Origin of the sequence: Paraburkholderia sp. 32 (assembly GCF_050435345.1) — a bacterium.
Lineage (GTDB): Bacteria > Pseudomonadota > Gammaproteobacteria > Burkholderiales > Burkholderiaceae > Paraburkholderia > Paraburkholderia tuberum.
On sequence record NZ_JBNDKD010000001.1, the window covers coordinates 1,866,939 to 1,879,398 of the forward strand.

6 protein-coding genes are annotated in these 12,460 nt (G+C 67.1%); 3 read left to right on the forward strand and 3 right to left on the reverse strand.

Translation table 11 applies throughout. The annotated features are described in order from the left end of the window. Positions 1-4: 4 nt before the first annotated feature. Positions 5-1,966 carry a protein kinase domain-containing protein gene (locus OKW26_RS08795; RefSeq protein ID WP_429353323.1) on the reverse strand — a complete coding sequence of 654 codons (1,962 nt, stop codon included), beginning with the start codon at positions 1,964-1,966 and terminating at the stop codon, positions 5-7. Between the two features lie 277 nt (positions 1,967-2,243). Between OKW26_RS08795 and OKW26_RS08800 the strand changes: the two genes are divergently transcribed. The 3 genes from OKW26_RS08800 to OKW26_RS08810 all read left to right on the forward strand — a co-directional run bounded on the left by OKW26_RS08800 (position 2,244) and on the right by OKW26_RS08810 (position 10,823). Further along, the gene (locus OKW26_RS08800) at positions 2,244-4,508 is read left to right on the forward strand and encodes a CHAT domain-containing protein (protein WP_429353324.1); all 2,265 of its coding nucleotides are present in this window, start codon (positions 2,244-2,246) and stop codon (positions 4,506-4,508) included. 20 nt (positions 4,509-4,528) lie between these two features. After that, on the forward strand, positions 4,529-6,202 hold the full coding sequence (locus tag OKW26_RS08805; RefSeq protein WP_429353325.1) for a ShlB/FhaC/HecB family hemolysin secretion/activation protein: 1,674 nt from the start codon (positions 4,529-4,531) through the stop codon (positions 6,200-6,202). 61 nt (positions 6,203-6,263) lie between these two features. Continuing rightward, the gene (locus tag OKW26_RS08810; protein ID WP_429353326.1) at positions 6,264-10,823 is read left to right on the forward strand and encodes a beta strand repeat-containing protein; all 4,560 of its coding nucleotides are present in this window, start codon (positions 6,264-6,266) and stop codon (positions 10,821-10,823) included. On the opposite strand, the gene OKW26_RS08815 is transcribed toward OKW26_RS08810, so the two are convergent. Further along, positions 10,820-11,620: a glycosyltransferase family 2 protein gene (locus tag OKW26_RS08815; RefSeq protein ID WP_429353327.1), complete on the reverse strand. Its 801-nt coding sequence runs from the start codon at positions 11,618-11,620 to the stop codon at positions 10,820-10,822. The genes OKW26_RS08810 and OKW26_RS08815 overlap by 4 nt on opposite strands. A 34-nt stretch (positions 11,621-11,654) precedes the next feature. After that, positions 11,655-12,452 (reverse strand): PP2C family protein-serine/threonine phosphatase, encoded by a 798-nt coding sequence (locus tag OKW26_RS08820; RefSeq protein WP_429353328.1) that lies wholly within the window; start codon positions 12,450-12,452, stop codon positions 11,655-11,657. Between the last annotated feature and the right edge of the window lie 8 nt (positions 12,453-12,460).

Below are 12,460 nucleotides of genomic sequence, written 5' to 3' on the forward strand. Positions count from 1 at the left end.
CGCGCTAGCCTGGCGGCTTGACGGCATCGATGGTGAACGTGGCGGCGCCGAACGCGCCGGCGCAATCCGCCGTGCCTGCCGGGCAACGCGGCTTGCCCGCGAACGGCGAGTAGCGCGGGCCGCGACGCGCGGCCGCTTGCTGCTGGGCATCAGCGGGGAATGACTGGAACGGCGCCGCGGACTTCAATCCACCGTCGGAAAAATCGCGCGGTGTCGTCGATACGAGCGTCAGAAAGTGGTTGGGACCGGGCGGGTTGCCCGCCAGCATCGGCCAGCTGGCGCGCGGCAACGACAGCGTCTGACCGGCGGCGATCCGGTTGTTGCGATCGAGTCCGTTCGGAAACAGCATCAGGTATTGACCGTCCGGATCGACCATGAACACATACACGTAGCCCGCGCGGTTGCTGTCGAGTTTGAACTGCAGATAATCCTTGCCGATCGTGGCGGACGTGCTGCGCGGTGTGGCGGTGATCTGAATCGATGGATCGGCCAGCGTCACGATTCGCTCGAGTTCGCTCGCGGGGGTGAAGGGCGCGAGGTCGTCGGCCTGCGCGGGTGGTGTGGCGGGCGCGGCAACCGTGGCGGGCGAGGCAGGAGCAACCGGGGCAACAGGGGCAACAGCAGCAACGGCTGCCGGTCTTTGAGCGGCATTGCCAGGCGTCGGCGCAGCCGTGTCGCGCGCATCCGTGCTTGCCGTGACAGCCGGGCGCGCGGCCGGTGGCGAACGCATGGCAAACCACGTACCGACCGCCGCGAGCGCCACGACGCAAACGGCACCTGCTGCGATCAAGCCCGTGCGTTTCTTTTGACTACCGCCAGCCGCAGGAACGGCCGCTGTGCCTGGCTCATTGCGCTTCGCCTCGACTGTCGCGGCCGTCGTTGTTCGCGGCGCACTGGTACCCGCTGTCTCGACGGAAGCGCGAGTCGTGGGTTCGATCGTCGCAGCGGCGTCATCACGCGTATCGATGGCAATGCCCAGTTCGTCCGCCAGCGCCTGAACGCTTTGCGGGCGCTGTTCGGGGCGGACCGCGAGCGCATGGTCGATCGCGCGCAGGAACCGCTCGCTATAGCGGCCGGCCGCCGCCGTGGCGAGCGGCACATACGTGTCGCTCATCAGTCTGCCGACCGACGGCGGCGGTGTCTTGCCCTGAATCGCGAAATAGATGACCGCGGCGAGTGCGTACACATCGGTCCACGGCCCCTGTTTCAAGGCGGCCACTTCGGCATATTGCTCGACGGGCGCATAGCCGGGCTTCAGGATCACCGTCAAGGCCTGGGTCATGTCGCCGATCACGCGCCGCGCCGCGCCGAAGTCCAGCAGCACGGGGCGGCCGCTGCCCTTGAGCAGCATGATGTTGTCCGGCGCGATGTCCCGGTGATAGCACTGCGCCGCATGCAATACCGCCAGCGCTTCGAGCAGCGGCGCGAGCAGGGCGCGCAGCCATGCTTCATCGGGTGGGGCACTCATGCGGCGCAAGCCGTCGCGCAGCGTCACGCCCTCGTAGTACGGCATCACCATGTACGCGGTGCCGTTGGCCTCCCAGAACCGGTACACCTTGACGAGCGAATGATGATCGAAGCGGGCGAGCAGCCGAGCCTCGTTGATGAAGCTTTTCAGGCCGGCGCGAAAGGTGTCTTCATGACGTTCCGAGCGGACCGACACTTCGGCCGCGCCGACGCGCGAGGCCAGCGCAGCGGGAATGTATTCCTTCAGCGCGACGTGACGTCCTAGCTGGGTGTCGTAGGCGAGATAGACGATACCGAAGCCGCCTTCGCCAATCAGATCGACGATCTCGAACTCGCCGAGCCGTGTGCCGGCGGGCAGCGCATGTTGCGCGTTCGAACCCTGCGCGGCGGGGCGGGTGACGACTGTGCGATCGGCGCCCGCCGCTTCGGCGGGGTTCTGCTGGCCGTCCGGTCCGGACGCCCGTTGCACGATCACGGTTTTGTCGTCGGGGCTGCTCATCGGCTTTGGCTCCCTGGAGGGTACGACGGCAGAGCCCGGCACACGCGAGCGCCACCCTCACGCGCAGGCGCGTCCGTCTTTAAGACGAACGAGCGGGTCATTTTTTGAAATCAGGCGGGCGCGCGTGCCTGAGCGGTGGTCCACGTGCGGCCGCCGGTTTCAAAATCGGCCGGCCGGATTCGTCTATACAGTGTTAGTCAACCGCTGCGTGCAGCTTGCGGGTCGTACGCGCATTCCATCCCAGCCGCTTCCTTTTGCCTTCTTGCAGGAAGTTGAAGTGAACGAGCGCCAAGGCTTATCGAGCGGGATGGGACACCGCGTCGTGCGACGCGACTCGCGGCGCGCGCTCGTCGCATGGGCGCACCGGATCGATGCCGCGTGGATCGCGGGCGCGCTCGTCATGGGCTCGATGCTGCTGGGCGCGGCGGGCAATACGCTGGCCGCTGGCACGTCCGCCGCCGCGGCGCGGCCCGCGAGCGCCGTGGCCCTCGCGCCCGAGTCGTTCGGCTTTCGTCAGGCCGATGAACGCGAACGCGACGCCGAAACGATCAACACGTTGACGTCCGAGGGACGTCTGCTGCTGTCGCGAGACCGCGTCAAACTCCCTGCCTACGACTATTGCAGCATGTCCGTCGCGGCCGCCGAGCGCGGCGACTTCCGCGACAGCGTCGATGCCGCGGCGCGCGCCCTCGTGGTGGCGGGGCAGACCAACAATGCGGATCTGGCGGCCCTGTCCAAACGCGATCTCGCGATCGCCTACAGCTATGCCGGCGACCTCGACAACGCCGAACGCTACGCCCGCGATGCGCTCGCTTCGACGCCGAAGGCGCCCGAGCAGGTCTTTGCTCCGGCCAACAAGGTGCTCGGCGATGTCGCGTTGCGCCGGGGCAAGCCGCAGCAGGCGCTGGCCGCCTACGAAGACGCGCTCACGACCGCCTCGCCGCGTTACAAACCGCTGGTGCTGATGTCGATCATCAACGCGCAGCTCGCCGAGGGCGATACGCCTGGCGCGCGCCAAACCTTCGATGCCGTCGGCGCACCGGCCACCGCGGAACTCGCGCCCGCCTACCGGCGCATCGAAGGCAATCTGCTGCTGGCCGAAGGCAAGCCCGAGGATGCGAAACACGCGTTCGAAGCGCTGTTGAGCCAAAGCGGCAATTCCAGCGACGCCAACTACGACCGCCTGTGGGCCCACGAAGGAATCGGCCGCGCCGACCTCGCGCTCGGCGACAAGCCGCATGCGCGCGAAGCCTACCTGCTGGCCGTCGACGACTCCGAGAAAATCCGCGCGCGGTTTCGCAGCGACGAGTTCAAGACGGCGCTGTTCGGCGACACGCAAACGGTATTCGAAGAGGCCATCGCGCTGACGGTCGAAGCCGGCGACTACGAGAGCGCCTGGAGTCTGTCCGAACGCAGCCGGGCGCGTGCGCTGCTCGACGTCGTGCGCAACCGCGTCGACGCCGGCGTCGACGACCGTCAATTGAACGGGCAGGTGCCGAGTCTTGCCGCGACGCGCGGCGCGCTCCGGCCCAACGAGGCGATCGTCGAATTTCACAGCCTGCCCAACGAGCTGATCGTCTGGGTGGTGCGCAACGATGGCCTGACCGGCCACACCTTGCCGATCGCGCGCGCGGACATGGAGGCCGCCGTGACCGACCTGCGCAATGCGATCGTGCGCCGGCGACCGGCCGCGCTGACCTATGGCGACAAGCTCGATGCGTTGCTGATCGCGCCGCTCGGCTTGCGCGCCAACGAGCGGCTCATCATCGTGCCGCACGGCGCGCTGCACTATCTGCCGTTTCAGGCGCTGCACGATGCCGACGGCTTTCTGATCGAGCGCCATGCGATCGCGCTCGAACCATCGGCGAGCGTCGCGGTACAACTCGCGCAACGCCAGCAGAAGATCGCGAGCGATCTGGTCGCGTTCGGCAATCCGACCATCACACCTGCCTATGCGCTGCCAGGGGCCGAGGCGGAAGTGCAGGGCATCGCGCCGCTGTTCGCGCGCAACGAGGTGTTTCTGCATAGCGACGCCACGCGCCTGAGCTTTCGCGACAACGCGCCCGCCGGACGCGTGTTGCACGTGGCGACGCACGCCCAGGCCGACACGATCGATCCGTTGCACTCGAGCATCCTGCTCGCGCCCGCGACGCAGCCGGCCGACGGCCCGGACGCGCTGCTGGCGAAAGACATCTACAACCTGAAGCTCAACGACGTCTCGCTCGTCACGCTGTCGGCCTGCGAGACGGGGCTTGGCCGGATCGCGCGCGGCGACGAAATTCTCGGCTTCACGCGCGCGTTCTTCTATGCGGGCGCCACCAGCCTGATCGTGTCGATGTGGCCGGTCGCGGACGAATCGAGCGCGCTGACGATGCGCACTTTCTACGCGCAACTCGCGCAAGGCCATGACGCGATCGACGCGATGCGCACCGCGCAACTGGCGGTTCTGCACACGCCGCGCTTCGCGCATCCGTTCTTCTGGGCGCCATTCGATCTGATGGGTGGCTGGCGTTTGACCATCGCGCGTCAGCAGCAGGGATGAACCAAACAAACCCTAGACCGATGAACAGACTCCGACTGATCGCCGCGGCGGTGTCCTGCAGTAGTGCGCTCGCGTGGGGCCAGACGCTGCCGAACGCGGGCAGCATCCTGAACCAGACGGCGCCGCGCGAGACCCGGCCGGCGCCGCCGGGCGGCACTCAGGCGTTACCCGCCGTGCCGCCGCCGGCAGCGCCCGTGACGGCGCCCGGCCCGACCTTCCTGCTGAAGAGCATCAGGTTGAAGGGCAACGACACGATCGCCAGCGACGCGCTGCTTGCGCCCGTTCAGGACAAGCTCGGCAAGCAAACCAGTTTTGCCGGGCTCGAAGAGATTGCCGCGCGCATTACGCAGATTTATCGCGATCACGGCTATCTGCTCGCCCAGGTGGTGATCCCGCCGCAGGACGTCACATCCGGCAACGTCGAAATGAGCGTGCTCGAAGGGCGCGTCGGCCATGTGCGGCTCGACATCGCGGCCGGCACGCCGATCCGCGAAGACCTGTTGCGCGCGCGGGTCGCGCAGATTCCGTTGGGCAAGCCGCTGCAGCAGCACGAACTCGAACGGACCATGCTGCTGCTGTCCGATCTGCCGGGTATTCAGGTCTCCTCGGCAATCGAAGCGGGCGAGGAGCCTGGCACGGTCGATCTGACCGTCAGCGTCGCGCCGGCCAAACGCTGGACCTTTGCGCTCGATGTCGACAACTTCGGGGCGGAGTCCAGCGGTACCTGGCGGCTCGGCGCGCTCGCGCGCCTGAACTCGCCGTTCATGATCGGCGACAACCTGGACCTGCGGCTGCTCGGCAGCGAACGCGGCGACACCCTTTACGGGCGCGTCGGCTACGAAGCGCCGATCAATGCGCAAGGCACGCGCGTCGGGGTCGCGGTGTCCCGCCTCAACTATGCGCTCGGCCAGGAATTCGCGTCGCTCGACGCGCAGGGCGAGGCGACCGTGGTGGACTTCACGCTCACGCATCCGCTCGTGCGAACACGCAATCAGAGCCTGTTGGGGCGCGTCAATCTGGAGTATCGCGACCTGATCGACAACGTCGGCATCGTCGATCAACACAATCCCAGATCTCTGGTGGAGGGCAGTATCGGCCTGAGCTATGAAAGCCGCGACGCGCTGTTCGGCGGCGGCTTCAATAGCGCGGATGTCGAGTTGTTGATCGGCAGTCTGCATTTCCGCAACGCGCAAGCCGAGGCGCTCGACGCCTCGCCGCTCGGGCGCGACACGCAAGGCACCGAAGTGCGCGCCACTTTGTTCGCCAACCGCCTGAACGCGATCACCGAGCGGCTCAGCGTATTCGCCGGCGTGTCTGGCCAGTGGGCCGGAACCACGCTCGACAGTTCGTCGCGCTTCCTGCTCGGCGGCCCGCACGCGGTGCGCGCTTATTCGCCGTCCGAGGCACTGGTCGACGAGGGGTTCGTCGCCACCCTCGAAGGGCGCTTCGCGATCGATGCGCGGGCGACCGTGTTCACGTTCTTCGACTTCGGTACCGGGTGGTACAACGCCACGCCGCGTCCGGGCCAAGGGTCGAACGTGATCACGCGCAGTGGCGCAGGTCTCGGCGCGTTCTGGGCCGCGCCGGGCGGCATTGCGCTGCAGGGCACGGTCGCATGGCGCACGACCGGACCCGATACGACCGGCAACGACAGGCTGCCGCGCTTTTATGTGCAACTGACCAAGACGTTCTAGCAGGCAGCCAAACGCAACGAAACGCAACGACAAGCAGCAGCAATCTGCACCGAGGTGTGCGATGAACAAGCCATGCAATGTGCGACCGGGGCATGTGAGCACGATCGCCGGCGCGGTCGCCGCGTTGTTCGCGGCGTCGTATATACCGCTCGTGCTCGCGAATCCGACCGGCGCCCAGGTGGTGGCCGGCACGGTCAGCATCAACTCGCCGGGCGCGGGACAGATGCACATCACGCAGGGCTCGTCCAATGCGATCGTCAACTGGAACACGTTTTCGATCGGTAGCGGCGAAGCGGTCAGGATCTCGCAGCCGTCGGCTTCCGCCGCGCTGCTCAACCGCGTGACGGGCAACGATCCCAGCGTGATCGCCGGACGCCTGCAGGCCAACGGCAAGGTGTTTCTCGTCAATCCGGCGGGGGTGATCTTTGCGCCGGGATCATCGGTGAACGTGGGGTCGATGATCGCCTCGACACTCAATATCTCCAATGCCGATTTCCTCGCCGGCAACTTCCATTTCGTTGGCGCGTCCGCGGCGGCGCTCAGCAACGCGGGGTCGCTGACGGCCGCCGCGGGCGGCACCATCGCGTTGCTCGGCGGCACGCTCAGCAATAGCGGCACGGTCAGCGCAAAACTGGGCAGCGTCGCGCTGGGCGCGGGCAACGACATCACCGTCGACTTTGCCGGCGACGGTTTGACCACCCTGAAGATCAACCAGGGCGCGGCGCACGCGCTGATCGGCAATACCGGCACGCTGGCCGCCGACGGCGGCACCGTGGTGATGAGCGCACAGACGGCCGCCGCGCTGGCGGGCACCGTCATCAACCAGCAAGGCATCGTGCGCGCGCAGAGCCTGAGCGAACACGACGGCCGTATTCTGCTCGACGGCGGCACGAACGGCGTGACACAGGTGGGCGGGACGCTCGACGCCAGTGGCGGCGCGGGGCAAACCGGCGGCAGGATCGACGTGACCGGCTACGACGTGGCGCTGCTGGCCGGAGCGTACGTCGATGCGAGCGGCGCCGCGGGCGGCGGAACCGTGCACTTCGGCGGCGGCCCGGCGGGTGCGGACCCCGCCGTTCGCAATGCCAATGCGATCTGGATGTCGCCGACCGCCAGCCTCCATGCGGATGCGCTCGTCGACGGCAATGGCGGCAACGTCGTGGCTTACAGCGAAACGGCCAGCCGCATTTACGGCACGTTGACCGCGAAGGGCGGGCCGCAGGGCGGCGTCGGCGGCTTGATCGAAACGTCCGGCCACACGCTCGACACGACCGGCATGAGCGTCGACGCATCGGCGGCGAAGGGTCAGGGCGGCAGGTGGCTGCTCGATCCGTTCGAGGTCGACATCGTGACGCAGGTGCCGGATGTCACCGCGGCGCCGGTCCCGACGCAGACCGCAGCCGATTCGAACACGATGACGTTCGGGCCGATCATGGGCAGCACGTTCATCCTGAACACGGCGCTTACCGGTCCGCTGAGCCTCGGCACGTCGGTGACAGTACTGACAGGGACCGATCCCAACTTCGGCGCGGGCGACATAGCCGTCGACGCGCCGCTCAACCTCACGACCGGCACGCTTCCCGCCACGCTGAAGCTGAGCGCGACGGGGTCGGTGCTGGTCAACAACACCATCACGTCGAGCGCGGGACCGCTCAGCCTCGTATTCGATGCGAACGTGGGCGGCACGAGTCCGCTCAGTCTGGTCTCGTTCCAGGGCGTCACGGTGAAGACCAACGGCGGCAGCGTGACGGTGGGAAGCGGTGGCGCGAGCCCGGTCCTGATCCAGAACTCGAACATCGACACCGCGGGCGGCGATCTGACGGTCACCGGCACGTTCCCGATCAATGGCGTGGCGATTGGCTATCTGATCACGTCGTCGTCGGGCATTTTCATCGACTCGTCGACCATTTCCACGGAGGGCGGCGTGTTCTCGCTGACGGGCGTCGCGCTAGGCCCGAACGCCAACGGTGTGGCGATCAACGGCACCAGCTCGCTCTCGACGACGAGCGGCGCGCTTCGCATCACCGGCACGGCTACCGCCGGCGGCGGAGGCAACGACGGCGTGATCGCGCAAGGTGACAATACGATTCAAACCGGCAGCGGCGCGCTCACCATCAGCGGCGCCGGCAGTTCGAATATCGAGGATCAGGGCATTGGCGTGCTCCTATCCGGCACTTCCGCCAGCACGACGAGCGGGGCACTGAGCGTGAACGGCAGTTCTTCTGGCAGCAGCGCGATGGGCGTGTTCCTGACCGGCGGCGCCACGGTGGGCGAGGGTCCCGCGCTGCAGCCCGGGCTCAGCAGTTCGGGCGGCGCGATCACGGTCAACGGTAGCGTGACGCAAAGCGCGCAAGGGGGCTTCGGCGTCGAGATTCAGAACACCACGATCTCCAACACGACCGGCTCGATCGGCGTGACGGGCAATGTCACCGGTACAGGCACCGGCGGCACCTTCGCGGACGGCGTCTATTTTTATGGCACCACGTTGAGCACCGGCAGCGGCGACATTTCCGCCGCCGGCAGCGTGTCGTCGAACATGAACGTCAGCATCGGCCTCGACATGCATGGGTCGTCGGTCCAGTCGACGAGCGGCAACCTCAAGTTCACCGGACAAAGCGTGGGAGCCGCGGTGAACGGCGACTCGGTGATCGGGCTGATGTTCGAGAACACGCTATGCGTGGACTGCATCCAGACAGCCCCCGTATCGGTGACGACCGGCACGGGCACGGTGAGCCTGTTCGGCAGCGGCACCGGTCCGTTCGTGCAGGGTGTGCTGATCACCGACGGCACGACGATCAGGTCGACCAACGGCGGGGCGATCGATATCCGCGGCGCGGTGAGCGGCCCGGCCGGCAGCAGTCCGAACCTGCAGAACGACTATGGCGTGCTGATCGCCAATGGCGCGATCAGCGCGACCGGGACGCGTACCACCACGATCGGCATTGCCGGTTCGACCACGACATCCGATCCGGGCGTCGCGATCGGCCTTGCGGTGCCCGAGACCGAGCAGAGCGAGTTTGGGCTGATCAATCCGACCTCCATTGTCACCGGCGGCAGCGTGACGAGCGCGGTCGCCAATGCCACCGCCGACAACGTGACGATCTCGACGACGAATCCCGCTTCGATCGTGTTGCGCGCATTCAACGACGGCACGGCGAGCAGCCTCGCCATCACGCAGGCGACGCTGTCGTCGCCGGGCGGCGTGCTGTCGATCATGCCGGCGTCGGTGGACCCGTCGAGCTTTACGATCACCGCTCAGAACGCGACGCCGATCACGCTGCTCGGCACGGGCGGCGGTCTCAGCATCGACGCCCCGACTTTCTCGACCTTCGCGTCGATTCCCAGCATCGTGCTCGGGTCCAGCACGCAAACCGGGCGCATCACCGTCGGCGGGCAGTGCGTATCGGGCGGCTCGACTTGCGTGCCGCCACGTCCAGGCTTCGCGAACAATCTCACGCTGTCCAACCCGGGCGCGGGCAGTCAAGGGATCGCGCTGACCTACGGCATCTCGACTCCGGGCCACACCTTGATGCTGCTGTCGGCCGGTCCCGTCACGGACCCTGGCGGCATCCAGGCCGCGGGGCTGATTCTCGCCGGCCCCGGTACCTTCACGCTGACCGATCCGCAAAACGACGTCGGCGTGCTGGCGATGGCCAACGCGGGGAGCGTCGACTTCTCGAACTCGCATGGCTTCGTGATCGGCCCGCAGACGAGCCAGACGTTCGACTCCGCCGCGAGCCAGTTGAGCCCGATGAGCGTGACGAACTCCACGCTGACCGGCAGCCTCGTCGCGACCGCTGCGACCGGCAATATCGGGCTGGGCGCGAGCACGCCGTCCGCGACGGCTCCGAATACGAATCTGAGCGCGGTCGGCTCGATCGATCTGGTGATGGAGAACGGCGTGTTCGTCGATGCGAACTCCGGCACACTTGGCGCCGGCAATGCATGGCGAGTCTGGGCCAGCACCTGGAACGGCGAGACACGCGGCAGCGTGCAGCCGAACACCGCGCAGCCCAATTTCTACGGCTGCCTGTTTGGCTCGGGCTGTAGTTGGGGCGGCACGGTGCCCACCACCGGCAATCATTTCGTCTATGTCGCACGGCCGACGGTCACGGTCAACGCGGATGGCGCGACGCGCTACGTTGGGGCGCCGAACCCGGCGTTCACCTACACGACGGCCGGTCTGATCAACGGCGATACCGCCGCGGGCACGTTGAGCGGCTCGGAGACGACCACGGCCACTCTGACTTCACCGGCGGGCGGCTATCCGATCGACCCCAACTTCACGTCCAGCGTGGGCTATATCGTCAACGAAGTGCCGGGCACGCTGACGGTGATTCCGTTTCAGAGCACGATCTCGAACCCGCAGGGCCCGATCCCCAATCCGGTCGCGCAAAGCGGTCTGCAGACGTTTTTCAGCAGCCAGGAGCAGACGTTCGTCTACGAAAACAATCTGCAGGGCACCAACATCTGCATCGGCTCGAACCAGCCGCTCTTCAGCACGACGCCGCCTGGCGAGAAACAGGACATCCTCGCGGTCGAATGGAAGCGGGTGCGTTCGCAGCCGAACCTGAATAGCTGCCTGCTGACGAACACCCAGCACGGCTGCGGTGACTTCTAGCGGGAGCCAGGCGAAGCGGGCGGGACGGGTGGCGCGGCGCCTGCGGGCGAATGCAGCGCGCGCAGTTGCGCGATGGCGGCCTCGGCGCTCGCGACGAACCGTTGCGAGCGCCGCCATGCTTCGACGACCTCCCGATGGACGGGCTGCTCCATCCCGAGGTGAATCCGGAAGAATCGTTCAGCGTGGATGGCCGGGTGGTAATGCTGGCGCACCCGCTTCGCGTCGATCAGCCGCCGGTTGCCGAACAGCCTGCTCAATGCCCACGAAAACGCGCCGTCTTCACCGCCGACGCGACGAAAGAACGCGTCGAGCGGAAACCCGCCCAGCGCGCGATACACCGCCCGCCGGATCACGAGACTGCTCGGCACGGTGTTGCTGAGGATTGCCGCGTACTTTTCGAAATCGGGATGCTCGACGATCGCGCGCGGAAAGCCCGCATAGTCGACATCGAGCCGCACCGATGCCTCGCCCGGACAACGCTGCAGATAGCCACTCGCCGCGGCCAGCGCGCCGGGCAGATATTCGTCGTCGGCGTCGATGAATCCGAGCAGATCCTCGGTCGCGTGCATCGCGGCCCAGTTGCGCGCGGCGGCGACGCCGCCATTCACGTACATGCGCAGTACTTCCACGCGCGCGTCGAGGCGGCCGTAATGTTGCGCGAGTTCGATCGAAGCATCGGTCGAGCCATCGTCGACGACGATGATTTGCGCGGCCTCCGGCTGGATCAGGCAGCTTTCCAGTGCGCGGCCAAGCGTTGCCGCCATCTGCAGACAGGGAATGATGATTGAGATCGGCATGATGCGAGCCCCGTTCCGATGCTGATCCGCTGCGTTATGCCTGTGCCGGGCCGGGCATCAATTGCGTCGCCTGGGCGTCGTCGTCGCCGACCCACACCGCGAACGCCGTGAAGTTGTCGTGATTCGTGCTGGCGCTCGCGCGCACCTGTTGCGCGAGCGCGTCGAGCCAGGCGCCGGGTGTCGCCGCATGGGCCAGCGCGTCGGCGATGCCGGCGTCGTCGGCGTACTCCCACAGGCCGTCCGTGCAGATCAGGAAAGCGTCGCCGTCATGCAGCGCGAAGGTACCGTCGAGGCCCGCAATGGAGAGTGCGTCGCGCGTGCCCAGCGCCGCATACAGCACGTTGCGGCGCGGATGATGACGCATCTCCTCCTCGGCGAGCAGCCGCGCGTCGACCATCTGCTGAACCATGCTGTGGTCGCGCGTGCGCGCGCAGATCTCGCCGTGGCGGAAACAGTAGAGGCGGGTGTCGCCGCAATGGGCCCACGCGGCCGTCGCGCATTCGCGGTCGATGGCGAGCACCACGGCCGTCGAGCGCATGTCTTTTTCATTGCCTTTGCCGCGCAACTGTTCTTCGACGATGTTCTCATTGGCATGCGTGAGCGCGCTGATCAGCCGGTCGCCCGTCGGCGGCAATTCGGCAACGGTCAGGTAGCGTAAATCCGCCAGCACCGAAGCGACGACGAGGCGCGAGGCGGTGTCGCCGCCGCCGTGTCCGCCGGCGCCGTCGGCGACGACGCAATAGTAGAGCCGTTCGCTCGACCAGTCGCCGAACGAATCTTCGTTGCGCGGGCGGTCGCCCCGATCGGTCAGGCTTGCGGTGGCAAGTTGCACCGTTGACC

What these genes read in the sequence shown, in the direction of transcription:
- OKW26_RS08815 (WP_429353327.1), bottom strand. Translation starts at nt 11,620, where the DNA reads ATGCCGATCTCAATCATCATTCCCTGTCTGCAGATGGCGGCAACGCTT.
- OKW26_RS08810 (WP_429353326.1), top strand. Translation starts at nt 6,264, where the DNA reads ATGAACAAGCCATGCAATGTGCGACCGGGGCATGTGAGCACGATCGCC.
- OKW26_RS08795 (WP_429353323.1), bottom strand. Translation starts at nt 1,966, where the DNA reads ATGAGCAGCCCCGACGACAAAACCGTGATCGTGCAACGGGCGTCCGGA.
- OKW26_RS08805 (WP_429353325.1), top strand. Translation starts at nt 4,529, where the DNA reads ATGAACAGACTCCGACTGATCGCCGCGGCGGTGTCCTGCAGTAGTGCG.